Source organism: Rhizobium sp. LjRoot258 (assembly GCF_964254185.1).
Taxonomy (GTDB): Bacteria; Pseudomonadota; Alphaproteobacteria; order Rhizobiales; family Rhizobiaceae; genus Rhizobium.
This window is the reverse complement of sequence record NZ_CAXUST020000001.1, coordinates 555467-582136: the sequence shown is the minus strand read 5'-3', so window position 1 is coordinate 582136 and position 26670 is coordinate 555467. Positions and strand designations below refer to the sequence as shown.

General features: G+C 60.5%; 26 protein-coding genes. 19 read left to right on the top strand and 7 right to left on the bottom strand.

What is annotated here, in order from left to right; genetic code table 11:
* Positions 1–5: 5 nt before the first annotated feature.
* Positions 6–899 carry a cytochrome c oxidase subunit II gene (gene coxB, locus ACSQ9D_RS02850; protein ID WP_436281081.1) on the bottom strand — a complete coding sequence of 298 codons (894 nt, stop codon included), beginning with the start codon at positions 897–899 and terminating at the stop codon, positions 6–8.
* A 337-nt stretch (positions 900–1236) separates the two neighbouring features.
* Here coxB and ACSQ9D_RS02845 point away from each other — a divergent pair, with 337 nt between their 5' ends.
* From ACSQ9D_RS02845 to ACSQ9D_RS02835, 3 genes are all read left to right on the top strand, one after another.
* Positions 1237–1824, top strand: a complete 588-nt coding sequence (locus ACSQ9D_RS02845; RefSeq protein ID WP_024314238.1) for an invasion associated locus B family protein — start codon at positions 1237–1239, stop codon at positions 1822–1824.
* Positions 1825–1908: 84 nt separating this feature from the next.
* Positions 1909–3324, top strand: coding sequence for a metalloprotease TldD (gene tldD, locus ACSQ9D_RS02840; RefSeq protein ID WP_436281080.1), 1416 nt, complete (start codon positions 1909–1911; stop codon positions 3322–3324).
* Positions 3325–3343: 19 nt separating this feature from the next.
* Positions 3344–3841, top strand: a complete 498-nt coding sequence (locus ACSQ9D_RS02835) for a GNAT family N-acetyltransferase (protein WP_436281079.1) — start codon at positions 3344–3346, stop codon at positions 3839–3841.
* A 4-nt stretch (positions 3842–3845) separates the two neighbouring features.
* Here ACSQ9D_RS02835 and ACSQ9D_RS02830 read toward each other — a convergent pair whose 3' ends face one another.
* Positions 3846–4154 (bottom strand): pyrophosphatase, encoded by a 309-nt coding sequence (locus ACSQ9D_RS02830; protein WP_436281078.1) that lies wholly within the window; start codon positions 4152–4154, stop codon positions 3846–3848.
* Between the two features lie 58 nt (positions 4155–4212).
* Positions 4213–5481, bottom strand: coding sequence for a serine hydrolase (locus ACSQ9D_RS02825; RefSeq protein WP_436281077.1), 1269 nt, complete (start codon positions 5479–5481; stop codon positions 4213–4215).
* A gap of 225 nt (positions 5482–5706) precedes the next feature.
* On the opposite strand from ACSQ9D_RS02825, the gene ACSQ9D_RS02820 reads away from it, so the two are divergent.
* On the top strand, positions 5707–6759 hold the full coding sequence (locus tag ACSQ9D_RS02820) for a polysaccharide deacetylase family protein (protein ID WP_436281076.1): 1053 nt from the start codon (positions 5707–5709) through the stop codon (positions 6757–6759).
* A 20-nt stretch (positions 6760–6779) separates the two neighbouring features.
* On the opposite strand, the gene pdxH is transcribed toward ACSQ9D_RS02820, so the two are convergent.
* Complete coding sequence (gene pdxH / locus ACSQ9D_RS02815; RefSeq protein WP_436281075.1) at positions 6780–7400, bottom strand: pyridoxamine 5'-phosphate oxidase; 621 nt, start codon at positions 7398–7400, stop codon at positions 6780–6782.
* A 66-nt stretch (positions 7401–7466) separates the two neighbouring features.
* On the opposite strand from pdxH, the gene ACSQ9D_RS02810 reads away from it, so the two are divergent.
* The 4 genes from ACSQ9D_RS02810 to ACSQ9D_RS02795 all read left to right on the top strand — a co-directional run bounded on the left by ACSQ9D_RS02810 (position 7467) and on the right by ACSQ9D_RS02795 (position 10960).
* The gene (locus ACSQ9D_RS02810; protein ID WP_037122775.1) at positions 7467–7925 is read left to right on the top strand and encodes an RT0821/Lpp0805 family surface protein; all 459 of its coding nucleotides are present in this window, start codon (positions 7467–7469) and stop codon (positions 7923–7925) included.
* Between the two features lie 249 nt (positions 7926–8174).
* The gene (locus ACSQ9D_RS02805; RefSeq protein WP_436281074.1) at positions 8175–9341 is read left to right on the top strand and encodes a DnaJ C-terminal domain-containing protein; all 1167 of its coding nucleotides are present in this window, start codon (positions 8175–8177) and stop codon (positions 9339–9341) included.
* Positions 9342–9464: 123 nt separating this feature from the next.
* Positions 9465–10283 carry an enoyl-ACP reductase FabI gene (fabI, locus tag ACSQ9D_RS02800; RefSeq protein ID WP_007793163.1) on the top strand — a complete coding sequence of 273 codons (819 nt, stop codon included), beginning with the start codon at positions 9465–9467 and terminating at the stop codon, positions 10281–10283.
* Positions 10284–10369: 86 nt separating this feature from the next.
* Positions 10370–10960, top strand: coding sequence for a histidine phosphatase family protein (locus ACSQ9D_RS02795; protein ID WP_436281073.1), 591 nt, complete (start codon positions 10370–10372; stop codon positions 10958–10960).
* Positions 10961–10966: 6 nt separating this feature from the next.
* On the opposite strand, the gene ACSQ9D_RS02790 is transcribed toward ACSQ9D_RS02795, so the two are convergent.
* Positions 10967–11227, bottom strand: a complete 261-nt coding sequence (locus tag ACSQ9D_RS02790) for a DUF1344 domain-containing protein (protein WP_024314249.1) — start codon at positions 11225–11227, stop codon at positions 10967–10969.
* A 246-nt stretch (positions 11228–11473) separates the two neighbouring features.
* On the opposite strand from ACSQ9D_RS02790, the gene ACSQ9D_RS02785 reads away from it, so the two are divergent.
* The 3 genes from ACSQ9D_RS02785 to ribB all read left to right on the top strand — a co-directional run bounded on the left by ACSQ9D_RS02785 (position 11474) and on the right by ribB (position 17019).
* Positions 11474–14644: a bifunctional diguanylate cyclase/phosphodiesterase gene (locus ACSQ9D_RS02785; RefSeq protein WP_436281072.1), complete on the top strand. Its 3171-nt coding sequence runs from the start codon at positions 11474–11476 to the stop codon at positions 14642–14644.
* A 163-nt stretch (positions 14645–14807) separates the two neighbouring features.
* Positions 14808–15905 carry a chorismate synthase gene (gene aroC / locus ACSQ9D_RS02780; protein ID WP_436281071.1) on the top strand — a complete coding sequence of 366 codons (1098 nt, stop codon included), beginning with the start codon at positions 14808–14810 and terminating at the stop codon, positions 15903–15905.
* A 10-nt stretch (positions 15906–15915) separates the two neighbouring features.
* The gene (gene ribB, locus ACSQ9D_RS02775) at positions 15916–17019 is read left to right on the top strand and encodes a 3,4-dihydroxy-2-butanone-4-phosphate synthase (protein WP_436281070.1); all 1104 of its coding nucleotides are present in this window, start codon (positions 15916–15918) and stop codon (positions 17017–17019) included.
* Here ribB and ACSQ9D_RS02770 read toward each other — a convergent pair.
* The gene (locus tag ACSQ9D_RS02770; RefSeq protein ID WP_436281069.1) at positions 17016–18206 is read right to left on the bottom strand and encodes a winged helix-turn-helix domain-containing protein; all 1191 of its coding nucleotides are present in this window, start codon (positions 18204–18206) and stop codon (positions 17016–17018) included. The genes ribB and ACSQ9D_RS02770 overlap by 4 nt on opposite strands.
* Positions 18207–18355: 149 nt before the next feature.
* Between ACSQ9D_RS02770 and ACSQ9D_RS02765 the strand changes: the two genes are divergently transcribed.
* From ACSQ9D_RS02765 to ACSQ9D_RS02755, 3 genes are read left to right on the top strand one after another with little or no spacing between them, the layout of a single operon-like run.
* On the top strand, positions 18356–19030 hold the full coding sequence (locus ACSQ9D_RS02765; protein WP_436281068.1) for an energy-coupling factor ABC transporter ATP-binding protein: 675 nt from the start codon (positions 18356–18358) through the stop codon (positions 19028–19030).
* A complete protein-coding gene (locus tag ACSQ9D_RS02760; RefSeq protein ID WP_436281067.1) occupies positions 19030–19650 on the top strand; it encodes a CbiQ family ECF transporter T component in 621 nt (206 codons plus the stop codon). The genes ACSQ9D_RS02765 and ACSQ9D_RS02760 overlap by 1 nt, the downstream gene beginning before the upstream one ends.
* Before the next feature lie 12 nt (positions 19651–19662).
* Positions 19663–20226, top strand: coding sequence for a biotin transporter BioY (locus ACSQ9D_RS02755; protein ID WP_436281066.1), 564 nt, complete (start codon positions 19663–19665; stop codon positions 20224–20226).
* Here ACSQ9D_RS02755 and ACSQ9D_RS02750 read toward each other — a convergent pair.
* Positions 20223–20618 (bottom strand): acyl-CoA thioesterase, encoded by a 396-nt coding sequence (locus ACSQ9D_RS02750; RefSeq protein WP_436281065.1) that lies wholly within the window; start codon positions 20616–20618, stop codon positions 20223–20225. The two genes, ACSQ9D_RS02755 and ACSQ9D_RS02750, sit on opposite strands and share 4 nt — an antisense overlap.
* Positions 20619–20778: 160 nt before the next feature.
* Between ACSQ9D_RS02750 and ACSQ9D_RS02745 the strand changes: the two genes are divergently transcribed.
* The 5 genes from ACSQ9D_RS02745 to ACSQ9D_RS02725 all read left to right on the top strand — a co-directional run bounded on the left by ACSQ9D_RS02745 (position 20779) and on the right by ACSQ9D_RS02725 (position 26574).
* Positions 20779–21714: a histone deacetylase family protein gene (locus tag ACSQ9D_RS02745; protein ID WP_436281064.1), complete on the top strand. Its 936-nt coding sequence runs from the start codon at positions 20779–20781 to the stop codon at positions 21712–21714.
* Positions 21715–21716: 2 nt separating this feature from the next.
* Positions 21717–21968, top strand: a complete 252-nt coding sequence (locus ACSQ9D_RS02740) for an exodeoxyribonuclease VII small subunit (RefSeq protein WP_003545921.1) — start codon at positions 21717–21719, stop codon at positions 21966–21968.
* 120 nt (positions 21969–22088) lie between these two features.
* On the top strand, positions 22089–23012 hold the full coding sequence (locus tag ACSQ9D_RS02735) for a pirin family protein (RefSeq protein ID WP_436281063.1): 924 nt from the start codon (positions 22089–22091) through the stop codon (positions 23010–23012).
* A 106-nt stretch (positions 23013–23118) separates the two neighbouring features.
* Complete coding sequence (dxs, locus tag ACSQ9D_RS02730; protein WP_436281062.1) at positions 23119–25035, top strand: 1-deoxy-D-xylulose-5-phosphate synthase; 1917 nt, start codon at positions 23119–23121, stop codon at positions 25033–25035.
* A gap of 282 nt (positions 25036–25317) precedes the next feature.
* On the top strand, positions 25318–26574 hold the full coding sequence (locus ACSQ9D_RS02725; RefSeq protein WP_436281061.1) for an MFS transporter: 1257 nt from the start codon (positions 25318–25320) through the stop codon (positions 26572–26574).
* Positions 26575–26670 lie beyond the last annotated feature (96 nt).

The following is a 26670-nucleotide window of genomic DNA, read 5'->3' as shown; positions in this document are numbered from 1 at the left end:
TTCCCTTACTGTGCGACGTTTTCGGCAACGTCGACGGTCTTTGCAGGACCATCGGTTGCGGCCATGAGTGTCTTGTACGCCCCAGGCAGATCGGTAGCGGCAGCGGCGAGCCACTGCTTGTACTTGTCCTCGGAGACCACGCGAATGGCGATCGGCATGAACGCATGGTCCTTGCCGCAGAGCTCGGAACACTGGCCATAGAAGAGACCTTCGCGCTCGGCCTTGAACCAGGTTTCGTTTAGACGACCCGGAACGGCATCGATCTTGACGCCGAAGGACGGCATGGCGAATGCGTGAATGACGTCGGTCGGAGCGGCGGTCACAAGAACGCGGACCGTCTTGTTGACGGGCAGAACAAGCTCGTTATCGACAGTCAGCAGGCGTGGATAGATCGCCTTGTCTTCCTTGCCGGCAGCGGCACGGTCCTGATCCTTGAGCAAGAAGGAATCGAAGGCGAGCGGGCTGTCGCCGGCGCCTTCATACTCGTAGTTCCATTGCCACTGGGTTGCGGTCGCCTTGATCGTCACATCCGGATTTTCCGGAAGCGTGAGCTGGGCGGTCAGCAAATTGAAGGAAGGAACGGCAAGAAACAGAAGAACGAGAACCGGCCCCACGGTCCAGGCGACTTCGATCAGCGTATTGTGGCTCGTCTTGGAAGGCACCGGATTCGCACCGGCACGAAACTTGAAACAGACAACGATCAAAAGAACCAGTACGAAGAGCGTGATCGGCACGATAAACCACAAGGTATACTGCTCGAACCAATGAATGTCCCGCATGATAGGCGTGGCTGCCGGCTGTAAGGTCGCCTGCCACGGCTTCGGCTGGTCGGCATAACTGCCGGAAGCAAAAAGCAGACAGACCAGCGCGGTCAGAGCTGCATAAGCCTTCTTAATCACGTTAATATCTCCCTCGAGCGCTGATCTGCGTAAAATGCACGCAGAATCCTTGCCATCTTCTGCGCTTCAAACCACAGTTTGCCATTCGCCGCAACAGGCCAAAGCATTTGTCTGTGCGGCATTTTCGCTTTCAAACAGGTTGACCCAAGCATATCGAAACATTCCACCTTTTCGTTATCATGCGCGAAATATAGCTTGCGACTCGCGCCGCCACGCCAACATTCTCGCGGAAACGTCCCATTTCCGCCGTAGTCCCCGGCTTTTCAGCGGGTGGGGCTTTTCATTTTTGATGGCGCGCCCCAACTTAGCGGCACTGATTCGAATTGCAGAGGTTTTCATGGGTTTCCGTTCCCTCGCACGGCCGTTCGTGCTGACAGCGTGCATCGCGGCCGCAGCGACTGCTCCCGCTTTCGCCCAGCAGCAACCCGCGCCGGCACAACCTGCGCCAACGCCTCCGGCAGCGCGGGCAACGCCCGGCCAGACGCAGCCGCAGGCACCCGGCACCGTAAAGTCGAACCACGGCGCATGGTCGGTCGTGTGCGACAAGCCGGCGGGCGCCGCCACCGAGCAGTGCGCGTTGATGCAGAACGTCATTGCCGAAGACCGGCCGGAGGTCGGCCTCTCGGTCGTCGTGCTGAAGACTGCCGACCGCAAGTCGAAGATTCTGCGCGTTCTTGCCCCGCTCGGCGTGCTGCTGCCGAACGGCCTCGGCCTCAATGTCGACGGCAAGGACATCGGCCGCGCCTATTTCGTCCGCTGCTTCGCCGATGGCTGCTATGCCGAAGTCGTGCTCGAGGACGAGCTGCTGAAGACCTTCCGCAGCGGCGCCAGCGCCACCTTCATCGTCTTCCAGACGCCTGAGGAAGGTATCGGCATCCCCGTCGATCTCAAGGGTTTTGCCGAAGGCTACGACGCCCTCCCCTGATCGTCTCGATTTCGGGGCTTGCTGCAACCGTCCACCGGACCTACATCGGCTGAAAGCATTCCTGCTTCAGCGGAGCATAAAGACATGAATACGGATCTCCTCACGCTTTTCGATGCCGACGAAGCGAAGATGCGCTCGCTCGTTGCCGAGGCGCTTTCGGGCGCGGACGACGGGGAGCTCTACATCGAACACGCCCAGGCGGAATCGTTGATGTTCGACAACGGGCGCCTGAAGGGCGGCAGCTTCAACACCGAGCAGGGCTTTGGCTTGCGCGCGGTTGCCGGTGAAGCGGTCGGCTATGCGCATGCGGGCGACCTCTCGGTGGCCGCGTTGAAGCGTGCAGCCGATGCAGTTGGCGCCGTCACCCGCGGCTATACCGGCAGCTATGCGGCGGCTCCCCAGCGCACCAACAAGAAGCTCTATTCGGACGAGAACCCGATCGGTACGCCGACCTTCGAGGCGAAGGTCAAGGTGCTGCAGGATATCGACGCTTATTTACGCGGCAAGGACGACAAGGTGCGCCAGGTGACCGCATCGGTCGCCGCCAGCTGGCAGGTCGTCGACATTCTGCGCGCCGATGGTCACCGCGTTCGCGATATCCGGCCGATGACGCGCATCAATATCTCGGTCATCGTCGGTGAAGGCGAGCGCCAGGAGAGCGGCTCCTATGGCAGCGGCGGGCGTATCGGCTTTGGCGATTTCATCGCCGAGGACAGCTGGCAGTACGGCGCCGACGAAGCGTTGCGCCAGGCACTGGTGAACCTGGAGGCAATCGACGCACCGGCTGGCACCATGGATGTCGTGCTCGGCTCCGGCTGGCCGGGGGTCATGCTGCACGAAGCCGTCGGCCACGGGCTCGAAGGCGATTTCAACCGAAAGAAGACCTCGGCCTTTGCCGGCCTGCTCGGCCAGATGGTCGCGGCACCCGGCGTGACCGTCGTCGACGACGGCACGATCGACAACCGCCGCGGCTCGATCACCATCGACGACGAAGGGACACCTTCGGCCTACAATGTGCTGATCGAAAATGGCAAGCTCGTCGGCTACATGCAGGACCGACAGAATGCCCGTCTGATGGGCCTGAAGCCAACTGGCAACGGCCGCCGTCAGGGCTATGCGCACGTTCCGATGCCTCGCATGACCAACACCTACATGCTCGGCGGCGACACGACGCCGGAGGAAATTATCTCTTCCGTCAGGAAGGGCATCTATGCCGTCTCCTTCGGTGGCGGCCAGGTGGATATCACTTCCGGCAAGTTCGTGTTCGGCTGCACCGAGGCCTACCTGATCGAGAACGGCAAGATCGGCGCGCCGATCAAAGGCGCGATGCTGATCGGCAACGGCCCGGAGGCGATGAAGCGTGTTTCGATGGTCGGCAACGACATGAAACTCGACACCGGCATCGGCAATTGCGGCAAGGCCGGGCAATGGGTTCCAGTCGGCGTCGGCCAACCGCACCTGCGGATGGACCAGGTGACCGTCGGCGGCACGAAGGCCTAGTCGGGAACGTGGAGCGGTGATGAGCGAAATCGAGATCAGACCGTTCGTTGGCGCCGATCTCGATGATGTTTTCTCGCTCATCCTGCCGATCCAGCGCGAGGAATTCGGCATCGCGATCACGGCCGACGACCAGCCGGATCTCGCGGTTATTCCTGATTTCTATCAGTCCGGAAAGGGTCAGTTCTGGGTCGCCGTCGGTAACGGCCAGGTTGTCGGCACGATTGGGCTGAAGGACATCGGCAACAACCAGACGGCGTTGCGCAAGATGTTTGTCGCGGCTGATGTGCGCGGTCGCGAGCATAACGTGGCGGCACGACTTCTGGCGGAACTGGTGGGACACGCAGAGAATCAGGGGATCAAGGACATCTTCCTTGGAACGACGGACAAGTTCCTCGCCGCGCATCGGTTCTACGAGAAGAACGGATTCGTGGCAGTTCCCAAGGGCGATCTTCCGAGATCATTTCCGCTGATGGCCGTGGATACCAAATTCTACCGGCGCAGGATCGGCACGACCTAAAAAGCTAGCCCCGCTCCGGCTGGAACAGCCATTTACGCTTGATCGCCGCTGCGAGATCCAGATCGTTCCTATGCGCAAAAAGCAGGATGTGGCCGAGCACATCGGCTGCTTCATCAGCGAGGTCGCGCGCCAGTTGCTCATCCGACCTGCCTTTCCGACGCCCTCTGCCGCTGATGCGGTTCCAGGCCTGGGTGAGCTCGCCGATTTCCTCCTGAAGCTTCAGGAGAAACCAGTCGGCGTCGCGCTCGATGCCGTTCACATCGGCATAGGTGCGCGAAGCACGCTCGAATTTTTCGGCAAGATCATTCAGCATGACGTTCTCCTTTTGTTTACAAAGGAGGACCTTGATTCTGCTGGAAAGTCCAGAAGGTTCAGCCGTGGTCAGGCAGCAGCATGCAGTCGTAGGAGCGCTGTCTGAGGGCATCGCAGGCCGCCGTGGCCGCTTCGCGGCTCTGGAATCCGACGAAGCGAGCGCGATAGATCTTGTTGGCACCATTGCCGACAGCCTCGGTATGGGGCGACGCGGTTTTCAGGGCCGGACCACCCTCGGCCTTGGCCTGGGCAAGGAGAGCGCGAGCGGCATCATCGCTCGGTGCCGCCGAGATCTGAATCTGCCAGTCGCCGGAAGCAGACGGCGCGCCGGCGGACTTGCCGGCGTTGGCTATTTCGCCAAGAGCGGACGGACGCTCCATCGGAACCGTCGCATCGCTCAGATAGCCGAGCGCCTTCGGCGAGAGTTCATTTGTGCGCGGCGCGGTTTCGGGGATCGGCATGTCGCTGTCATCGGCCGCCGAGGCGACTTCCACCTGCTGGCGCGCATTGACGCTTGCAACCAGTTTGCCGCCGGTTGACGCACGGCCGAGATACTTGTCGAGCAGACCCGCCATCTTGGCGTCGCGGCTGCGGGCGGTGCGGCCGCCAAGCACGACACCGACGACGCGGCGGTTGCCGTCTTTTACGGCGCTGACGAGGTTGAAGCCGGACGCGTTGGTGTAACCGGTCTTGATGCCATCCATGCCCTGATAGCGGTACATCAGGTTGTTGTGGCCTCGGATCGTGCGCCCACGGAACGTGAAGCTGGCTGTCGAAAACAGGCGATACTCGCTTGGGAAGTTCCGCATGAGCGCCACGGCAAGCGTGGACATGTCGCGCGCCGTGGTGACCTGCCGTCCATCCGGGAGGCCGGAAGCATTATAGAAGGTCGTACGGCTCATGCCGAGCTGCCGTGCCTTCTGCGTCATCATGCGAGCAAAGTTGCTTTCCGAACCACCGAGCTTTTCGGCCATGGCAGCGGCGGCATCGTTGGCCGACTTGGTGATCATGCCGAGGATCGCGTCGCGAACCGTAACGGAATCACCAGCGCGAACGCCGAGCTTCGTCGGCGGACGCGAGGCGGCGTATTTCGACATGACGAGCGGCGTGTTCCAGCTGAGCTTGCCGCGGTCAATCGCCTCGAAAGCCATGTAGATGGTCATCATCTTCGTCAGCGAAGCGGGGTGGTTCAGGACGTCGGCATTTTCGGCGCTGAGCACCTTGCCAGTTCGGGCATCCAGGATGAGGGAGGCACTGCCTGCCATCGCCGTCAACGGCGCCACAACGACGAGCGTCGCGGTCATAATCGCGGCCAACAGCTTCTTCATGCAATTCCCCTCGATGAACGAATAGCCGGCGCCATTCGGATTTGTCCCGTTCCGCTACAGAAGCCGCCAATGTGGCGCGACTTTGCGGCAACTGGTACCATTTTTGTCAAGTTTTATCCTTCATAGTGAAAATCCCGTAAAGAGGACACTTCAAAATCTTCATTCAGCAAGACTTAACCGCGGGCTTGCTAGTTTCGCCGCTCCAGAAACCAGCGGGCAGATGAGATGACAGCGAGCGTCAAAAGGCTTGCGAAGCGGATTGCGATTGCAGGCAGCCTTGAGATTGCCAATCTCCTGCGTGCAGCCGGCGTGATGCGCGGCGCCCGCGGACTTGGCGCCATCTTCACGCTGCACCATGTCCGCCCACACGAAGAGACCACCTTCGCGCCGAATGCGCATCTGGAGATCACGCCGGAATTCCTCGATCTAGCCCTCGATCGCCTGAAGAGGGACGGCTATCGCTTCGTGACGCTTGACGAGATTCCTGCGCTGCTTTCGCAATCCGGCTCCAGCCAACCCTTCGCCGCTTTCACGCTCGATGACGGCTACCGCAACAATCTTGTCTACGCCCTGCCCATCTTCGAGAAGCACGAGGTGCCCTTCACCGTGTTCGTCGCTAGGGGTCTTTCCGAGCGCACGCATACGATCTGGTGGGAGACGCTGGCGGCGCTTCTGCGCAAGGAAGAGAAGCTCGGCTTCGATTTCGGCCACGGCCATGAGATGCTGGACGTCGCGACTCCACTCGCCAAGGAACGCGCCTTCGCGCGTTTCGCCGACCATCTCCATCGACATGACGAAACCGCCACCGTCACAGCCATCGACGCGATGGCGCGAACGCACGAGATCGATCCGGACGAAATCGTTGATGATCTCGTCATGACACCGGCGGAACTCAATTTGCTTGAAGCTAGCCCGCTGGTCTCGCTCGGCGCCCATTCAATTAGCCATAGGGCGATCTCGCGCCTCTCCGACCGGGAAGTTCGCGACGAGATGGAGGCTTCCCGCGACTACGTCGCCGCGATCACCGGCGCCCGACCGGGCTCCTTCGCCTACCCCTACGGCACTCGCGAGGCAGTAACGCAGAGGCAAGCCGCAATCGCACGCGAGGTCGGCTTCGACATTGCTGTGACGACGCAGCCCGGCGTCGTCACCCAGCGCTCGATCGGCAGCATCACCTATCTGCCAAGGCTCTCGATCAACGGCCTTTACCAGAAGGCGCGGTACGTTTCCGGGCTGGCTTCGGGCATCCCGTTCCAGTTTGCATCACACAGGGCATGAGCACTCCTGCTCATGCCTGATCACGGATACATACGAACCTTCGTCCAATCGCCTTCGGGCGAGGCTCGACGGAACTCGATGCGATCGTGCAGACGGAACTTCTGGTCCTTCCAGAACTCGATCGACACCGGCCGAATCCGGAGGCCTGACCAATGCGACGGACGCGGAATCTCGCCGATTGCATAGCGGGCAGTGTATTCTGCCACGGCTTTCTCCAGCGCGAATCGGCTCTCCAGCGGCCGCGACTGCTTCGATGCCCAGGCACCGATCCGGCTGCCGCGGGCTCGCGTCTTGAAGTAAGCATCGGCTTCTTCGTCCGTCACGACTTCCACAGGCCCACGCAGCCGAACCTGCCGGCGCAGCGTTTTCCAGTGGAAACACATGGCCGCTTTCTTCTGTCCGAGAATTTCCTGGCCTTTCTGACTCTCGAAATTCGTGTAGAAGACAAAACCGTCGTGATCGAATCCCTTAAGGAGAACCATGCGGACATTGGGAAGGCCGTCCTCATCGACCGTCGCAAGCGCTACCGCATTCGGGTCATTGATCTCGGAAGCTTCAGCCTCCTTCAGCCACTCGGCAAAAAGATCGAACGGTTCGTTTCGCTCGGTGAAGTCACCGCTTATTAACTCATTTGCCGACATATTAGCTCAAATGCCCCGGGTTTATTCGAAATTTGCCCAGCCTTTAGCTACTGGACAGGACGCAGGGTGGAAGTCATAGCAAAGTCAGATCGTCATACAAAGGGTCTGCTGCGTCGTAGCGCGACCTTCTGCATTGTCGGTACGGCGGTGCTCTCCCTCTCCGGTTGCGTCTCCAGCGGGTTGGATCTCTTCAGCAGCTCGAAGGTCGATCGGTCGGTTGCAACGGGCACCGTGCCACAGCCGGCGCCGACGAGCGACTCGATTTCCGACGAAATGACCGTCGGCAACGCCGTGACCTCAGCCGATATCCGGGGGCTGGAGGGGCGCCCCCTTCCCTGGGCCAATGCTTCGACCGGCAGCGCCGGTGTCATCGACACCATTGTCGAGAATACGGATTCCGGCCAGGTTTGCCGCCAGTTCCGCACAACGCGGCACTCCTATGTCGGCATCGCAAAATTCTACGGCAAGACCTGCCTGGTCGGCGGTGGCAACTGGCAACTCATGAGTTTCCAGCCGGAAAGCTAATTAGCACTTTGAGCATGCTTAACACGCGCTCCGCCTTCTCTTCTGATGTTTAGCAAAAGGCTAACCATTCGGCGCAAAAGCGAGATGTCCGCCGCGCCGAATAAGAACTGATTAGCAACTTCTCCCGACAATCGTTCCTCATGTGCGCTCGGTTTCTTCCTGGGGATGAGCTCGGGCGCGGAATGAGAGGCTTCGGGGTGCTAGGGCAGAGGACAGGCACACCGCATCGGAACACCGACGGTTTGGAACATGCGCGATCCTTATAAGATTTTGGGCGTCAAGCGAGACGCGGGGCAGGACGAAATCAAGGCAGCCTGGCGCAATATGGCCAAGGCAGTTCACCCTGATCACAATCAGGGCGACCCGACGGCGAGCGCCCGCTTTGCCGAAATCGGCCGTGCCTATGAAACGCTCAAAGATCCGAAGAAGCGGAGTCTGTTCGACAATGCCACCCGCATGGCCGAAGCCAAGGCCAACGAAGGCACGATCATGCAGCAGCGCCAGGCAGCCCGTGAAGCTGCCGTGCGTGCCAAGGCAGCGCAGGCCAATGCCGAGCGCGTGATGGAAGAGCTTGCCCGCGCCGCCGCGCAAAAGGCTGCAGCCGACGCCGCAAAGCAGCAGAAGACGGGCACGGCCGAGCCGCCCGAAGAAATGATCGAACGCATCTTCGGTACGCAGGCACGCGCTGCGGCCGGTGGCGGCCGCGCCCAAGGCTTTACCGCAGGTGCTGCAAAGCGGCCGGACGCGGAGCCTGCGACCTCAGACAAACAGCCGGATGCCGGCAAGGCCGAGGCTGAACAGCAGGCTTCTGAGGACGCAGCCGCTCAGGCCTCTGCGGTCATGCAGCCGCTTAGCTTGCTGACTTCGCTCGTTCGCCGCTTTACCGGCAGCAGCGCTGCCGCGCCGGAAAAAGCGCCGGACCAATTCGTAACCAAGACCGTCACCGTCGACGAGGTCATCAAGGGCAGCTGGGTCACCGTCGACCTAGGCGAAGGACGGGACATCGGATTTGCGCTGGCGGCTGGCACGACGGAAGGTCATCAGGTCCGTCTGAAGGGCCAGGGTCACAAGCTCGCCGGCATGCAGCGCGGCGATGCCGTCGTCAGCATCCACATTGCTACCGATGAACGGTTTACGGTCAATGGGTTCGATCTACATACGGCGCTGCCGGTAACGATTGAAAATGCCGTACTGGGAACCGAGGCGCGTATCGAAAGCCCCAATGGTCCCATCACCGTCACGATTCCAGCCTGGTCAGGCTCCGACAAGACAATCCGACTTCAGGGTCAGGGGTTGGCGAACGCCGAGGGCGGCAGGGGCGATCTCCTCGTCGAACTGCGTATTATGTTGTGGGAAAAACCCGACGACAAAGTCACCGATCTGATGCGAAGCATGAAGAACGGGCTGTTTCTGTGAAATTTTGGTGACATGCGCACCCTTTGTTACGATCCCTAACAGTTGATGATTGCTGCCAATCTTGAACCGATTAGCAGCCTATGCCATAGGCAGGACCGATCAGAATTCCTTAGGGGGCAAAATATGGCTCAGGCAACAGGCCTCATGTCAGGCAAGCGCGGCGTCATCATGGGCGTTGCCAACAATCGTTCGATTGCGTGGGGTATTGCCAAGGCTATTCATGCACAGGGCGGCGAAATCGCCTTTACCTACCAAGGCGATGCGCTGAAGAAGCGCGTTGAGCCACTGGTTGCCGAGGTAAACGGCGTTCTTGCCGGACATTGCGATGTCAGCGACGAGTCGACCATCGATGCCGTCTTCGACCACGTCGAAAAGCTGTGGGGCAAGATTGACTTCATCGTTCACGCGATCGGCTTTTCCGACAAGGACGAACTGACCGGTCGCTATGTCGATACCTCGGCTGACAACTTCGCCAAGACGATGCAGATCTCCGTCTATTCGTTCACCTCGGTCGCGCGTCGCGCCGAGAAGCTGATGACTGACGGCGGCTCGATGCTAACGCTCACCTATTACGGCGCCGAGAAGGTTATGCCTAACTACAACGTCATGGGCGTTGCCAAGGCGGCACTCGAAGCCAGCGTCAAGTATCTGGCGGTTGACCTCGGACCGAAGAACATTCGCGTCAATGCCGTTTCCGCCGGCCCGATCAAGACGCTTGCGGCGTCCGGCATCGGTGACTTTCGCTACATCCTGAAGTGGAACGAATACAATGCGCCGCTGCGTCGCACCGTGACGATCGAAGAAGTCGGCGATGTCGGCCTTTATCTGCTTTCCGATCTCTCGCGCTCGGTCACCGGCGAAGTCCACCACGCCGACAGCGGCTATCACGTCATCGGCATGAAGGCGGTAGACGCGCCGGACATTTCCGTCATAAAGGACTGATCGCGCTCCCTTTGCTGCGTCGTGCTCGCGACCCCTTTCTTCGCGACAGCGATTGAGGGGTTGCGCGCCCTAAACGGAGCCGATCATTGCTTATCTATGTCGTCAGACACGGCCAGACAGACTGGAACGCGGAACGTCGCCTGCAGGGGCAGAAGGACATTCCGCTCAATGCCATCGGCACAGCGCAAGCGTGGCAGAACGGTACCGATCTAGCAGAGATCCTAAAAGTCGAGGCAATCCCCTTCGATTTCGTAGCAAGCCCGCTGGCGCGCACCCGCGCCACCATGGAGATCATGCGCGAAGCAATGGGTCTTCCATCGAAAGATTATCGGACCGACGAGCGCCTGGTCGAGGTTTCCTTTGGCGATTGGGAAGGCTTCACGATCAAGGAATTGAAGGCCACGGCCCGTGACCGCGTCACCGAGCGCAATCTCAACAAATGGGATTTCATTCCGCCAGGAGACGACGCGGAAAGCTACGAAATCATGTCCTGGCGCGTTGCATCTTGGCTGAATTCCGTCGATAAACCAACGGTTTGCGTGACCCACGGCGGCGTCATACGCAGTCTCTTCAGGACGATTGCCGCATTGCCCAAGGAAGAGGCTGCCGAAGGTGAAATTCCACAGGACCGCATCCTGAAGATCGATCGGGAGAACGGGTTGATCGGCTGGATCTAGATCCGCCTACTGAACGATGTCGAGATCGTTGATGACGCGTTTGCCATCGACCTCAGTGTAGAAGACGATAACCTTCACGCCCGCCTTCAGCCCTTCGAAATTGAACTCCTCCGGTGCCTGATAGGTTTTTCCGTCATCCAGCGTGAGGCTGAGATTGGTCATATCGACCTTCTTGATCGTCGCCTCGACATCCGCGCTTTCTGCAAATCCGCTGATCGGCGACAAAAAACTGGCTGTGGCCAAAAGCGTAGCTACTACAAAGCGCATGGCGGCATTCCCTCGAAAACGCGACTCGATAATCCGACTGCGCACAGATAACCTCCCGAATATGGCGAAATTTGCCCTGAAGAATGACCCATCGCGCCAAATTGGTGAATAGTATTTTAACAATAACCGCATGCGTCTGTTAATCGCATTTCCAGTACGCTTCGACGCCCGGCAAAGAGCATTTGCGGGCAATCGTAAATTAACCGCTTCTATCTAAAGTCGTCCCCGAACATGGGAGACTGGGTTTTGCTATTCCGCCTCAAAGGCAGCAATACGTTGCGGCGCTTCTTCAGGAATACCCGTATCGCCTTCCTGGTTTCCAGCCTCGTCGCTATTGTTGTCGTCGTCGTCGGCTTCGGGCTAGACCGCGCCAATACTGCCGCTCATCTGCGCGAACTGACGATACGGACTGAAAACGAAGTAAGTTTGATCCGCGCGCGGATGACCGCGCAGATCAACATGGACATCACGGTCGTTCGCGACCTCGCCAACATGGTGGCGGTCAATTCCAGCGTAAACGCCGAAGAGATGGAGCGGCAGATCAACTGGCTGCTCATCCAGAACCCTCACTTCCTGAATATTGCCGTCGCACCGGATTTCATCGTCAGCGCCGTCTATCCGCCACAGGCCGGGAAAGGCCGAATCGGGAAAGATGTCCGCGACGTTCTTGCTGCGCGTCAGTCGGTGATGCGCACCGCAGGGGCGCAGCAGGCGCGCTTCTCTGGCCCGATCACGGCGGCCGACGGCACGGAAGCCTTCGCGATCTTCTTTCCTGTCTTCGTGAAGGAGAATGGGCAACGCCGGGTCTGGGGCGCGGTCGAGGTCATGATCGACGCAGACATGTTCTATCAGAACACCGGCTTGCAGCCGGCGCGCAACAGCGAGAATCAGGAGAAGTATCCCCACCTCGATCACCTCTCGATCGCGGTACGCGACCTCGCTACGGCAGACTCGGCCACGCCCTTCTTCGGTGCGCAGGATCTGCACGAGAAGCAACCGATAACGCGAAAGATCGCCTTTGCCGGTGGGCGCTGGCAGATTGCGGCGCTCCCGAAGACCGGCTGGAAAGCGGTTCCCGAGAACCAGTCAACGCTTCGCCTGATCATCGCGGCCGCCGGCTGCATCACGATCATTCCGGTCTTCTTTGCGACCCTGCTACTCGGCGAGCGAAACCGCAACATCGAGCAGCTCAAGATGCGCGAGGCGACGCTGCTGAAGCTGTCGCAACGCCTCGATCTGGCATTGGAATCGTCGAACATCGGCATATGGGAGCTGCATGATCACGGGCATACGCTGTTTTGGGATGCCCGCGCCGCAGCGCTCCACGGCAAACCCGCAGAAGACGGCAGTCATTCGCTGGAAGACTGGCTTGCTGCGATCGTTCCCGAAGACCGGCACATCGCCGAAGTCCACTTCTTCAATTACAACGTTGCCGGTTCCGCCTATGAAACACAATACCGTGTCGTGGCCGAGGACGGCACTGTCCGACACCTGCGCTCGATCGGCTCCTTCTATACGGATGCGGCCGGCGCAGACAAAACCATCGGCATCGTCTGGGACGTCACCGCCGACGCGGAAGCGGCCGAGACCCTGCGCAAGGCAAAGGATGTCAGCGACATCAAGAATGCCGAACTGGAGATGGCGCTGGACGAACTGTCACGGCGCGAGGCCGAACTTTCCGAGCTCTCCGGCAAGCTGGATCTGGCACTCGACTCTTATCAATGCGGCATCTGGGAAGCGACGCTCGGCGACGAGGGTTCCATTTGGGACGATCGGATGCACGAGCTTTATGGGCTGAAGCCAAGGGCCGGCTTTATGACCGAACCGGTCTGGCTTTCCTGCATTTTGCCCGAAGACCGGGACCTAGCGCTCGAGAGTGCCCGTCATTTCAAGCAACTTGGTGACACCCATACGCTGATCTGTCGCGTTCCGACCGAGGACGGTTCGATGCGCTACGTGCGCTCGACCGGCAAGGTTCACCAGACCCCGAGCGGTCACATGAAGATCATCGGCGTTGCTTTCGATATCACCGAAGATGCGCTGATGACGGCCCAACTCAAGGCGGCCAAGGACGAGGCGATCGCCAAGAACATCGAGCTCGAGATTGCCAAGAACCGCATCGAACACAATTCGCTGCACGACCCCCTAACGGCTCTCGCCAACCGCCGCAAACTTGATATCGCGCTTGAAAGGCTGACGCTCGACGGCTGCAGCGAACGGCAGAAGTTCGCCATCCTCCACATCGACCTGGACAGGTTCAAGGAGATCAACGACACGCTCGGCCACGCCGCCGGCGATGCGATGCTGATCCATGCGTCGCAGGTGTTGTCGCGAAATCTGCGCGGCGATGACCTCGTCGCGCGCATCGGCGGCGACGAGTTCGTGATCCTGGCACTCAATGCCAGTGATGCAGATATGTCCGCGCTTGCCGGCCGGATCATCGAACAAATGCGCCAGCCGATCGACTTCGAAGGGTTCGCCTGCCGTTGCGGTGTCTCCATCGGCATTGCACTGGCCAATGGCGTGCACGTCGATGCGCGCAAGGTGCTGATCAACGCCGACATCGCCCTTTACCGCGCCAAGAGCCAGGGGCGCAACCGCTACGAATTCTTCAATCACAACCTCCAGGCTGACATCATCAACAACAAGCGCCTGGCAGACGAGATCCTCACGGGTATCGAGAACGGCGAATTTACCGCCTGGTATCAGCCGCAGTTCTCAGCGCGCACGATGAAACTGACCGGCATCGAAGCCCTGGTTCGCTGGCATCATCCGTCCCGCGGACTGCTGACCCCGGACAAATTCCTGAAGATCGCCGACGAGATCAATGTGGTCCAAACCCTTGACCGTATCGTTCTCGACACCGCGCTGAAGGATAAGATGCGCTGGACAGCAAAGGGCATCCACGTTCCGAAGATCTCGGTCAACGTTTCGGCGCGACGGCTGCATGACGAGACACTGGCACAGTCACTGAGCGGCCTGCAGATTCGGCCCGGCGAACTGTCCTTCGAACTGGTCGAGTCGATCTTTCTCGACGAAAGCGAGGATGTGGCGGCCCATAACCTCGAGCGGATCAAGGCACTTGGGATCGACATCGAGATCGACGATTTCGGAACTGGACACACATCGATCGTCAGCCTCCTCAAGCTGAAGCCGAAGCGGCTCAAGATCGACCGGCAGTTGGTCCAGCCGATCATGAATTCGCCGCAGGAGCGCGCCCTTGTCAGCTCGATCATCGAGATCGCCCGCTCGCTCGGTGTCGAGACGGTAGCAGAAGGCGTCGAAACGACGGCTCACGCCACCCTCCTTAACGAACTCGGCTGCGACCTCCTGCAGGGCTACGCATTCTCCCGCCCGCTGTCCTTCGAGGACTTCACGCTGATGGCGATCGAAAGTTCCTGGCGCATCGCGTCCTGAAAACCATCGTTTACAATCTGCGGAAACACCATTTCCTTTCGTTGACGGTTTCGAGCAAAGAAAGGCTTTTGTCGCCGCAGCTTTTTGGCCTATGAGTGTCGCGCATTTTTTAGATGAACGACGCCGCCGGTGACGACCGGTTGGCGCGATCCGGTCGGAACACATGTCGCATAACACATTCGGTCATCTTTTCCGCGTAACCACCTGGGGCGAGAGCCACGGGCCGGCGCTCGGCTGCGTCGTTGACGGCTGCCCTCCCGGCCTGCGCTTCAAGCTCAAGGACATTCAGGCCTGGCTCGACAAGCGAAAGCCCGGCCAGTCGCGCTTTGTGACGCAGCGACGCGAGGCCGATCTGGTCAAGGTGCTGTCTGGCGTGATGCTGGATGCCGACGGCGAGACGATGATTACGACCGGCACGCCGATCTCGATGATGATAGAGAACACCGACCAGCGCTCCAAGGATTATGGCGAAATCGCGCGGCAGTACCGGCCGGGCCATGCCGACTACACCTACGATGTAAAGTACGGCATCCGCGACTACCGCGGCGGCGGCCGTTCATCAGCCCGCGAAACGGCTGCACGCGTGGCAGCTGGCGGCATTGCCCGTCTTGTCGCGCCCGGCGTCAAGGTACGTGGCGCGCTGGTACAGATCGGCAAACACAAGATCAATCGCCACAACTGGGATTGGGATCAGGTCGACCAGAATCCGTTCTTTGCACCCGATGCGGAGATCGTTCCGGTCTGGGAAGACTATCTCGACGGCATTCGCAAGAACGGCTCCTCGATCGGCGCCGTTGTCGAGGTCGTGGCCGAAGGCGTACCGGCAGGTCTGGGTGCGCCGATCTATGGCAAGCTCGACCAGGATATCGCCTCGCTGCTGATGTCGATCAACGCCGTCAAGGGCGTCGAAATCGGCAACGGCTTCGAAGCCGCCGAGATCACTGGCGAGGAAAACGCCGATGAGATGCGCATGGGCAATGACGGCAAGCCGTTGTTTTTGTCGAACAAGGCCGGCGGCATCCTCGGCGGCATCTCCACAGGCCAGCCTGTCATCGCGCGTTTCGCCATCAAGCCGACCTCATCGATCCTGACCGAACGCCAATCGATCGATGCCGACGGCAGAAATGTCGATATTCGCACCAAGGGGCGGCACGATCCATGCGTCGGCATCCGCGCCGTGCCGATCGGCGAGGCGATGGTCGCCTGCGCCCTTGCCGACCACTATCTCCGTGACCGCGGCCAGACCGGCCGGCTGACATAGGAACACTGACATGCCTTACGATCAGAAGCGCGTCGTCGATGCGATCCGAGCCTTCGAGGCCGGCGAAATCGTCGTGGTGATGGATGACAACGATCGCGAGAACGAAGGCGACCTGATCGTTGCGGCTGTCCACTGCACCGCGGAGAAGATGGCCTTCATCGTTCGCCATACCTCCGGCATCGTCTGCACGCCGATGCCGAAGGAGGAAGCCCGCCGGCTCAACCTTAATGCGATGGTTGCCGAAAACGACTCGGCTCACACGACGGCCTTCACTGTTTCGGTCGATTTCAAGCACGGCACGACGACGGGCATTTCCGCCGATGACAGGACGCTGACCGTTCGCAACCTGGCCAACCCTAATGTCGGCGCCAGCGACTTCGTGCGTCCGGGCCACATCTTTCCGCTTGTCGCGCGCGAAGGCGGCGTGCTCATGCGCTCGGGCCACACCGAAGCCGCCGTCGATCTCTGCAAGCTTGCCGGGCTTCCGCCGATTGGCGTGATCTGCGAGCTCGTCAATGATGACGGCACTGTCACGCGCGGACCGCAGGTGGTCGAATTCGCGGAGACGAACGGCTTGAAGCTCGTGTCGGTGGCCGATCTAATTGCCTATCGCCAGCGCAAGGAAACACTGATCGAACTCGGTCAGAGCTTCGACATCGAAACGCCTTTCGGCAAGGCCAAGGCACATACCTATTCGCTTCCCTGGGATACGATGCAGCACCTCGCCGTGGTTTTCGGCGACATCCGCGACGGCATCGACATTCCGGTTCGCCTGCATCCGGAGAATGTCGCCGAGGACCTTTTCGGCAAGCGCCGCCCAGTCGACCACTACATGAAGAAGATCGCCGACGAAGGCCGTGGGATCATCGTCTACCTGCGCGAAGGATCTGTCGGCGTCGGTCATTCCGATAGCGGCCGCAAGTCGCGCAGCCAGGGCCGGGAAGCACATGTCGAGGCGCAGATCCGTGACAGCGAATGGCTGGAAATCGGTCTCGGCGCGCAGATCCTCAAGGACCTCGGCGTATCCTCGATCCGGCTGCTGACCAGCCGCGAGCGCCACTATGTCGGCCTCGAAGGCTTCGGCATCAAGATCAGCAAGACCGAGATCTATTAAGCCCGCCAACCGTCGAGATAAGTGATCTTCTCGACGCCGGAGAAGCGCGCGAGGCGCTGCAGCTCTGCGTCGAGCCGGTCCAGCCGCCCGGTCGATGCGCGCACTCCAGGCTCCAGCCATAGACGCTTGATGTCAAGGCTTCCGTTCTTGCGGTCGGCTTTCATGTCGATGCGACCGATCAGCTTGTCGCCTTCAAGGAGCGGAAAGACGTAATAACCGTATTCCCGCTTCGGCTCGGGCACGAAAACCTCGATGCGATAGAAGAAGCCGAACAGGCGTTCGGTGCGATTGCGGTCGCGGATCATCGGATCGAAGGGGCTGAGCACGCGAACCCGCGGCGGGGCTGCCGGAAAGTCCGAAAGGCTCGCGAGCAAATCGGGAAACGCCCAGGACGCCCGCGGCTTGCCGCCGAGCGCCGGTTCGATCAGCACCTCGGTGAGGTCGCCGCGATGCGCGTTCACCCAGGCTTTCGCTTCGTCGGGCGAAAGCAGATCCCAAAAGGCAGCGATCTCGCCGTGCGTGGCAAAGCCCAGGCGCGTCAGCGCGCTGCGGCACGCCCAGTCGACAAATTCCTCGTGGCTGACCTCGGGTTCATGAAATTCGACAGGAATGACGCGTTCGACGAGATCATAGATCTTCTGGAAATTGGAGCGTCCGGCGATGGCGAACTTGCCGGTTCGCCAGAAATATTCCAGCGCCGTCTTGTTCGGATGCCAGTTCCACCAGCCTCCGGAGGCGTGCCCATCGGCCTTGATCTCGCGGGCCATGATCGCGCCGTCACGAAGGACCCGCTCATACGTCTCATCGAAGGCGTGCTCGAAGCCCTCCCCTCGCCATTTGCGCCAACGCTCGATAATCACCACTTCCTCATGGCGGAACTTGTGCTTCCAGTAGCGGAAGAAGGCGCTCGGCAGGATCGAGGCATCATGCGTCCAGTGTTCGAAGAGCGAGCCCTCCTTCTCAAGCAGTGCCGTCAGGTGCTCGCGCTTATAGGTCTGGTTGCGGGAAAACAGGATCTGGTGGTGCGCCCGCTCCACCGTCTGGATGCTGTCGACCTGGACAAAGCCGAGATCGTGGATGAGCTGCAGCAGCCCGGCCTTCGTCAGCGCCTTGTTCGGCGGCACGCTCAGACCCTGCTTGGCGAGAAATATGCGGCGGGCATCGGAATTCGAAATGAGATTCGTCATGTGTGCATCATAGGACGGAAAATGTTCCTAGCCACCCGGTAAGTTTGCGCGAGCTGTCAGGTAGGAGCAAGCGGCATTCATTGCGAGATTTTGAGCTTTCAAAGCGCGAAATTCATTATAGAACGGCCTCTCAATTCACGAGGGACCAAGTGGATATCCGTTTCGAAGGCGCAGGGGTCAACTATGGTGCGCGCATCGCCCTGGCGCCGGTGACGCTCCAGCTCACAGAAAAGCGCGTCGGCATCATCGGCCTGAACGGCTCGGGCAAGACGACCTTTGCGCGTCTGATCAATGGCCTGACCAAGCCGAGTGTCGGACGCGTCGTCGTCAACGGCCGTGACACAGCCAACGCGAAGGCGGTCCTTACGGATGTCGGCTTCATCTTCCAGTCCCCGCAAAACCAGATCATCCTGCCTATCGTGCGTGACGACATTGCCTTCGGACTGAAGAGCCGCGGCTACAAGCAGGCAGAAATCACCGCGAAGGTGGAGGCAGTCCTAGAGCGCTTTGGCGCCGCCCATCTCGCCGACCGCCGGGCCCACGAGCTTTCCGGCGGGGAGCTTCAACTTGCGGCACTGTGCTCGGTTCTGGCCACCGGACCCGACATTCTTATCCTGGATGAGCCGACCAACCAGCTGGATCTCAAGAACCGCGGCCTCGTGCAAAAACTGGTTGAAAGCCTTCCTGAAAGCGCAATCGTCATCAGTCACGATCTGGAATTGGTTGCGGATTACGAACGCGTGCTGGTTTTCCATGAAGGCAGCCTTGTTGCCGACGCAGCTGCCGCAGAAGCGATCCGCCGCTACAAGGAGATCGCCAGCTGATGAAGTCGCTTTTCGTCGAAGGCAATAGCGCCATGCACCGGCTGTCGGCTCGCGCCAAGCTGCTGGCGCTCGCCACTCTCGGCGTCATGCTGTTCGTTTCGGCGAAGCTTCTGCTGCTTGCTATGACCGTCGTCGTAGCGGCCACGATCTACTTCAGCATCGGCCTCCCGGCGCGCTCAGCGCTTGCGCGGCTAAAGCCGATATTCCTGACCATCCTCGTCGTTGCGCTGTTCAGTCTTGCCTTCAATCCCTGGCATGTTGCGGTCGTCGCATTGCTGCGGCTGACCGCCTTGATGCTGTTTGCCGCCACGGTAACGGCGACGACGACGATCGCGCAATTCATCGATGAGATTACGCAGCTCGCGCGACCACTAGAGAGCATCGGCTTGGTGCAGGCCGACGACGTCGGGCTTGCCGTCGGGCTCGTCGTCCGCTTTGTTCCAGAGATTCTCGGCCGCTACCAGGCTATCAGCGAAGCGCATGCCGCGCGCGGCCTCAAGGTGCGGCCGACAACAGTGCTCGTGCCGCTGATCATCCTGACACTGAGGGATGCGGATAACATTGCCGCGGCGATTGACGCGCGCGGCGTTCGGCGGCATGTCAATTCGAGAACTCGCTAACAGGAGCCCTGCATGAACACCCGCGACCTCGTTCTCTCCGCCCTCTTTGCGGCAATCATCGTCGCGCTCGGCATTCTTCCGCCGATCACACTCGGCTTCATTCCCGTTCCGATCACGGCGCAATCGCTCGGCGTGATGATGGCAGGCGCCGTACTTGGCGCACGCCGTGGCACGATCGCCGTCTTGATCGTGCTGGTGCTTGTCGCGATCGGCCTTCCGGTCCTGTCCGGCGGCCGCGGCGGGCTTGCCGCCTTCGCCGCACCGACCACCGGCTTCCTCATCGGCTGGGTGTTCGCCGCTTTCGTCACCGGCTATCTCAGCGAGCGGCTGGTCAAGTCCGAGCAGTCAGCGCTGGTGCAAACAGTCGGCTTTTTCTTTGCGGCGATGATCGGCGGAATCGTGGTTCTCTACGCCTTCGGTATCGTCTATTTGGCGTTCGCCGCCCAGCTAGGCCTCTCCAAGGCCTTCCTCGGCTCGATGGCGTTTATCCCGGGCGATGTCATCAAGGCGTTTGTCGCAGCACTCGTCGGCCGCGCGGTGATGGTCGGCTATCCCCTGCTGCCGGTGCGCAGCTAGTCGACAAAGCCATAAAGCCAGTCACGCGTGTCTTCGGGAAGCGGGACAGGCGAACGATCTTCGCGCGAGCGCGCCTGCCAGATGATCTCGACCTCGGCAGAGCGCTCATTGCCAATGTCGGCCGCAATGATGAAGCCAACCGAACGCACGCCGATCTTGTCGACCGACGCAGTGAACACGACTCTCTCATCGTAATGCAGCGGCCGATGCAGGATGCAGGTGAGCTTGCTAGCGATATAAAGCGGCTCGTCCTCGAGCTGCGGCCTCGAAGACCAGAAGGTTGCCAGCACGGACTCGGCATAGGAAATATAGGAACCCAAAAACACCTGGCCGTTCATGTCGACGTCGCGGAACGGCACATTCATTTCAACGGTGCGCGTGACCTCGTTCATTGATCTTTCTGCCAATTTTCCCCTCTCCAGACACTAGCCGCGAGGTCGACCGAAGTAAACGGCGGACTGGTGCGATGGCAGCGGCGCCCGCTTGTTGAAATCGTAGCGTCGAGCCCCATCTGCTGTGGATCATGATGGGACGGAAAGATAGAGTGATCCCATGAGCACCCGCCTTTACGAGCACCCGATCTTCCTGGAACACGTAACGCCCGCCGGCCATCCCGAACGGTCCGACCGTCTGCGGGCGATCAACGTGGCTCTGGAGCATCCGAATTTCGCAGCACTTGACCGCAAGCGCGCGCCGCTGGCCGCAGAGGAGGCCGTTCTGCTCGCGCATCCGGAAGAGCACCTGCTTTCGGTCATGCGCCAGGTGCCGGAAGAGGATGGCGAGATCAATCAGCTCGAAGCCGACACCTATGCGAGCCAGAAAAGTCTGGAAGCGGCGCTGACGGCAATCGGCGGCGCCATGGCCGCTGTCGACGACGTCTTCACCGGCAAGGCGGACAACGTCTTCGTCGCCTCGCGTCCGCCCGGCCACCATGCCGAAAAATCGACGGCGATGGGCTTCTGCTTCTTCAACAATGCCGCCATTGCCGCCCGTCATGCGCAGAAGGCACACGGCGCCGAACGCGTGGCCATCGTCGACTGGGACGTGCATCACGGCAACGGCACCCAGGACATCTTCTGGGACGATCCCTCGGTGCTCTTCTGCTCGACGCACCAGATGCCGCTTTATCCCGGCAGCGGGGCGAAGGATGAAAGCGGCAAGCACGGGACGATTGTCAACGCGCCATTGTCTCCGAATGTCGGCAGCGATCACTTCCGCGAAGCATTCAAATCGCGAGTGCTGCCGGCGCTGTTCGATTTCCGGCCGGACTTGATCATCATCTCCGCCGGCTTCGACGCGCATCACCGCGATCCGCTGGCGCAGATCAATCTGGTCGGCGAGGATTTCGACTGGGCGACCGGGCGCTTGCTCGAGGTGGCCGACAAAAGTGCCGCAAACCGGGTCGTCAGCCTGCTGGAAGGCGGCTATGATTTAGAAGGCCTCGCCGAATCGGCCGGCTTGCATATCCTCAGAATGATGAAGGGTTGAGTATGACTGACAGCGCCAAGCCGGAGGTTTCCGGTCTCTCGTTCGAGAAGGCGGTTGCCGAACTCGAAAGCATCGTGGCCCGGCTGGAGCGCGGCGACGTGGCGCTCGACGAATCCATCGAGATCTACGAGCGCGGCGAAGCGCTGAAGAAGCATTGCGAAACGCTGCTTTCGGCCGCCGAAAACCGCATCGAAAAGATCCGCCTTGACCGTGCCGGCAAGCCACAAGGCGTCGAGCCGCTGGACGGGGCCTAAGCCATCGTCAGCAAGACCATCATCCTGAGGAACAGAGCGTCGCCCTTTGGGCGACAAGTTTTCCTAGTCCGCCATCCGCAATGGGTCTAGCGTAGACGCAACGCTCATCGGAGATCTGCGATGTCCTTCTTCCCCGGTAAAGACCCCCTGCCCGGCGACGCCTTCGCCTGCGACGCGATCGAGAACCTCATCATCCCGCGCACCAGCGATATCGGCGGTTTCGAGGTGCGGCGCGCGCTGCCGACGCGACAGCGACGGCTTGTCGGGCCGTTCATTTTCTTCGACCGCATGGGGCCGGCGATCCTGAAGCCGAACGAGGCACTGGATGTGCGGCCGCATCCGCATATCGGGCTTTCGACGGTCACCTATCTCTTCGACGGCGAGATCCGGCACCTGGACAGCCTCGGCACCGAGAAGGTCATTCGTCCCGGCGACATCAACCTGATGACTGCAGGACGCGGCATCGTGCATTCTGAGCGCACGCCCGACAACCTGCGGGGCCATCCGCTTTTGATGTCCGGCCTGCAGACCTGGCTCGCGCTGCCCGACGATAAGGAGGAGATCGATCCCTCCTTTGCGCACACTGAAAAGAGCGACATGCCCGTGATCGACGAACGCGGCGTGCGCGGGCGTGTCGTCATCGGATCGTTCGAGGGAATGTCCTCCCCGGTGAAGGTGTTCTCGGACACGCTCTATGCCGATATCAGTCTCGAGGCAGGGGTGAGGTTTCCCTTCGCTGCGGGACACGAGGAGCGGGCCGCCTACGTGCTGTCGGGCGAAGTCGTGATATCAGGCGACACATTTTCGGCCGATCAGCTGCTCGTCTTCCGACCCGGCGATGCGATCACGCTCGAAGCCGGCAGCCAGGGCTGTCATCTCATGCTGTTTGGCGGAGCGGCGCTGAACTCGAAGCGCTACATCTGGTGGAACTTCGTTTCGTCCTCGAAAGAGCGCATCGAAAAGGCAAAAGAGGAATGGCGGACCGGCAAGTTCGACACCGTTCCGGGGGACGAAGAAGAATTCATACCTTTGCCGGAAGGCTGATCTCCTTTAGAAAGGAGTTTCCACCGTTCTTGAAATCGACTTTTTTCACCGCAATTTATGGCTTAAAGGCATCCTGCCCAAGAATGACAAGAAAGAGCGCCCACCCGTGACACAACCGCCGAAGACGCCGCTGCTGGACAAGGTTGCCTATCCAGCCGACCTCCGAAAGCTGGAGGATCGCGACCTGCCGCAGCTTGCGCGCGAGGTCCGGGACGAAATGATCGATGCGGTGTCGCGCACCGGCGGCCATCTTGGGGCCGGCCTTGGGGTGGTTGAACTCACGATCGCGATCCACAGCGTCTTCAATACGCCGGAAGATCGGCTCATCTTCGATGTCGGGCACCAGTGCTATCCGCACAAGATCCTTACCGGCCGCCGCGATCGCATTCGCACATTGCGTCAGGAGGGCGGCCTTTCCGGTTTCACGCGCCGCGCGGAAAGCGAATACGATCCGTTTGGGGCCGCTCATTCTTCCACCTCGATTTCCGCCGGCCTCGGCATGGCGGTTGCCTCCGAGCTCGACAAGACGGACCGCCGCGTGATCGCCGTGATCGGGGACGGCGCGATGTCGGCCGGCATGGCCTACGAGGCGTTGAACAATGCCGGCGCGCTTGACGCCCGGCTGATCGTCATCCTCAACGACAACGACATGTCGATCGCGCCGCCGACCGGCGCGATGAGCGCCTATCTTGCACGCCTTGCCTCCGGCCGCACCTATATGGGCTTTCGCGACTTCGGCAAGAAACTGACGGCCTACCTCGGCAAGAATGTCGATCGCGCCATCACCCGCGCCGTCGAGCATGCCCGCGGCTATGTAACCGGCGGCACCATGTTCGAGGAGATGGGCTTCTATCACATCGGCCCGATCGACGGTCACTCCTTCGAGCACCTGCTGCCTGTGCTGCGCAATGTGCGCGACCATGCGGAAGGCCCGGTCCTGATCCATGTCGTGACGCAGAAGGGCAAGGGCTATGCGCCGGCGGAAGCCGCTGCGGACAAGTATCACGGCGTCAACAAGTTCGACGTCATCACCGGCGCGCAGGCGAAGGTGAAACCGAATGCAGCGAGCTATACCAGCGTTTTCGCCGAGGCCCTGGTGCAGGAAGCAGAGCTCGACGACAAGATCGTCGGCATCACCGCCGCCATGCCGAACGGCACCGGGCTCGACAAGCTCGCAAGCGTCTTCCCGTCCCGTTGCTTCGATGTCGGGATCGCCGAGCAACATGCGGTGACGTTTGCGGCCGGGTTGGCTGCGGAAGGCTATAAACCGTTTGCCGCTCTCTATTCCACCTTCCTGCAGCGCGCATACGACCAGGTCGTGCACGACGTTGCGATCCAGGGTCTGCCGGTTCGCTTCCCGATCGATCGCGCCGGCTTCGTCGGCGCCGATGGGCCAACCCATGCCGGATCCTTTGACACCACCTTCCTTGCCACCCTGCCCGGCTTTGTGGTCATGGCGGCGGCGGACGAGGCCGAACTGAAACATATGGTGCGAACCGCAGCGGCCTATGATGCAGGTCCGATCTCGTTCCGCTACCCACGCGGCGAAGGCGTCGGCGTCGAGATGCCGGTGCGCGGCGAGATCCTGCAGATCGGCAAGGGCCGCGTCGTCAAGGAAGGCTCGAAGGTGGCGCTGCTTTCCTTCGGCACCCGCCTTGCCGACTGTCTGCTTGCGGCAGAGGATCTCGATGCCGCCGGCCTTTCGACGACGATTGCCGATGCGCGCTTTGCCAAACCGCTGGATCACGAACTGATCCGCCAGCTTGCCCGCCACCACGAGATCCTGATCACCGTCGAGGAAGGTGCAGTCGGCGGCTTCGGCAGCCAGGTCATGCAGTTCCTGGCGATGGACGGTCTCCTCGACAACGGCCTGAAGATCCGATCGCTTGTCATGCCCGACGTGTGGATGGAACAGGCAAAGCCGGAAGTGATGAACGCCCACGCGGGGCTGGATCGAGCAGGGATCGTTTCGACGGTCTTCAAGGCGCTTGGCCGCGGCCTGGCTGTCGGCGTCGCAGGCTAGATTCCTGCATCTTTGTTGGCGTGAAATGGCGGCCTAAAGCACAGGCCGCCTCTGCTTTGCACCACATTGACGACATGCAAATTTCTCTTTAGCTGTAACGACCATGAAAATCGCAATGGTTCTCGTCGTGGTGATAGAGCGCATGGGCGGGATGGTTTAGCTATCCGGCGAAAGCACCCATGCGCGGTAAGCAGGCTCCTGGCGGGGCCTTTTTTTATGCCTGAAGTTCAGCGCGCCCCGTCAGACTTTCGTGATCTCCCACTGACAAGACGGACCAAAGCCATGACGGGCGACAATTTCGTTGACACTTCGAGCACACAAACGACCGGCACAACGGTTGTCCCTTCCACTGCTGGCCCGCCGCGGCGAGCGACCCTCATCCTTCTCTCGGCGCTCGCGGTGCTGCCGGTCAATACGATCGTGCCGTCGCTACCGCAGATTGCCGCTGCGTTGCGAGCCGATTTCGCACTCGTCAACCTCGCGGTTGCCGGCTACGCTATCGCCACCGCCCTGACGAACCTCGTCGCAGGCGCAATCTCGGATCGATACGGGCGCAGGCCCGTCGCACTGATTGCGATTTCCATATTCATTGTCGCTTCTGTTGGCTGCGCGCTCGCGACCGATATTGGCGTCTTCCTTATATTTCGGGCGATGCAAGCGTCCATAGCGGCCTGTTTCTCCATCGCTCTCGTCGTCATCAAGGAAACGTCGGCCGAACGCAAAGCGGCGAGCAAATTTGGCTATCTCGCCGTGGGATGGGCGATCGCACCGATGCTCGGTCCTCTGTTCGGCGGGCTTCTGGACGAGTTGTTCGGATGGCGGGCGATCTTCCTCGTCTTTGCGATCCTTGGTGCGGCTGCCCTCGCTTTGTCCGTACGCGAGCTGAAAGAGACTGCCGTGCTCTCGTCCCGAGCAACGGCGAACTACCTTGCCTCATATGGCCAGCTACTGCATTCGGCACGGTTCTGGACTTATACGCTGTGCATGACCTTCTCCATGGGCACACTTTATATCTTCCTGGGAGGAGCACCGCTGGCGATCGGCAGATCGCTCGATGGATCAACGGCGGCACTGGGCTTCTACATGGGAATGATCCCCGCAGGCTTCATCCTGGGCAGCTATCTGGCTGGCCGCTATGCCTCGAGACTTTCCCTCGGCACTATGCTTGTTCTCGCGCGTCTCTTGGCATGCGTGGGGCTGTTGGCCGGCCTGATCCTGTCAATGTCGGGAAATACCCACATCCTGGCGTTCTTTGGACCTTGCGTGTTCATCGGCATAGGCAACGGGTTGACCATGCCTGCCGCCAACACCGGCGTTCTTTCGGCGAATGCCGAACTCGCCGGAACTGCCGCGGGGCTGGCTGCCGCAATGTCGATCGCCGGCGGAGCGCTTGTCGTCTCGATTGCCGGCGTGTTTGTCGCGCAGTCAGCGACAATCCATGCGCTGTTTTGGACGATGCTGATATCGGCATCGCTCGCATTGTTGGCGGCGCTCTACGCATCTCTTCTGGATCGGCGTATTGCTGAGCCAATTTCCTAGCGGACACGGCCGGCCGACCAGCTAGACAGTGAGGGTGTCGCGGGTTGTGTATTCCACCCAATTGGAAAGGGCGGCCCGATTGGACCGCCCTTCCCT

Excerpts from the sequence above, each read along its gene's own strand:
- ACSQ9D_RS02845 (WP_024314238.1), top strand. The coding sequence starts at position 1,237 with ATGGGTTTCCGTTCCCTCGCACGGCCGTTCGTGCTGACAGCGTGCATC.
- tldD (WP_436281080.1), top strand. The coding sequence starts at position 1,909 with ATGAATACGGATCTCCTCACGCTTTTCGATGCCGACGAAGCGAAGATG.
- ACSQ9D_RS02835 (WP_436281079.1), top strand. The coding sequence starts at position 3,344 with ATGAGCGAAATCGAGATCAGACCGTTCGTTGGCGCCGATCTCGATGAT.
- ACSQ9D_RS02830 (WP_436281078.1), bottom strand. The coding sequence starts at position 4,154 with ATGCTGAATGATCTTGCCGAAAAATTCGAGCGTGCTTCGCGCACCTAT.
- ACSQ9D_RS02825 (WP_436281077.1), bottom strand. The coding sequence starts at position 5,481 with ATGAAGAAGCTGTTGGCCGCGATTATGACCGCGACGCTCGTCGTTGTG.
- ACSQ9D_RS02820 (WP_436281076.1), top strand. The coding sequence starts at position 5,707 with ATGACAGCGAGCGTCAAAAGGCTTGCGAAGCGGATTGCGATTGCAGGC.
- pdxH (WP_436281075.1), bottom strand. The coding sequence starts at position 7,400 with ATGTCGGCAAATGAGTTAATAAGCGGTGACTTCACCGAGCGAAACGAA.
- ACSQ9D_RS02805 (WP_436281074.1), top strand. The coding sequence starts at position 8,175 with ATGCGCGATCCTTATAAGATTTTGGGCGTCAAGCGAGACGCGGGGCAG.
- fabI (WP_007793163.1), top strand. The coding sequence starts at position 9,465 with ATGGCTCAGGCAACAGGCCTCATGTCAGGCAAGCGCGGCGTCATCATG.
- ACSQ9D_RS02790 (WP_024314249.1), bottom strand. The coding sequence starts at position 11,227 with ATGCGCTTTGTAGTAGCTACGCTTTTGGCCACAGCCAGTTTTTTGTCG.
- aroC (WP_436281071.1), top strand. The coding sequence starts at position 14,808 with ATGTCGCATAACACATTCGGTCATCTTTTCCGCGTAACCACCTGGGGC.
- ribB (WP_436281070.1), top strand. The coding sequence starts at position 15,916 with ATGCCTTACGATCAGAAGCGCGTCGTCGATGCGATCCGAGCCTTCGAG.
- ACSQ9D_RS02770 (WP_436281069.1), bottom strand. The coding sequence starts at position 18,206 with ATGACGAATCTCATTTCGAATTCCGATGCCCGCCGCATATTTCTCGCC.
- ACSQ9D_RS02760 (WP_436281067.1), top strand. The coding sequence starts at position 19,030 with ATGAAGTCGCTTTTCGTCGAAGGCAATAGCGCCATGCACCGGCTGTCG.
- ACSQ9D_RS02755 (WP_436281066.1), top strand. The coding sequence starts at position 19,663 with ATGAACACCCGCGACCTCGTTCTCTCCGCCCTCTTTGCGGCAATCATC.
- ACSQ9D_RS02750 (WP_436281065.1), bottom strand. The coding sequence starts at position 20,618 with ATGAACGAGGTCACGCGCACCGTTGAAATGAATGTGCCGTTCCGCGAC.
- ACSQ9D_RS02745 (WP_436281064.1), top strand. The coding sequence starts at position 20,779 with ATGAGCACCCGCCTTTACGAGCACCCGATCTTCCTGGAACACGTAACG.
- ACSQ9D_RS02740 (WP_003545921.1), top strand. The coding sequence starts at position 21,717 with ATGACTGACAGCGCCAAGCCGGAGGTTTCCGGTCTCTCGTTCGAGAAG.
- ACSQ9D_RS02735 (WP_436281063.1), top strand. The coding sequence starts at position 22,089 with ATGTCCTTCTTCCCCGGTAAAGACCCCCTGCCCGGCGACGCCTTCGCC.
- ACSQ9D_RS02725 (WP_436281061.1), top strand. The coding sequence starts at position 25,318 with ATGACGGGCGACAATTTCGTTGACACTTCGAGCACACAAACGACCGGC.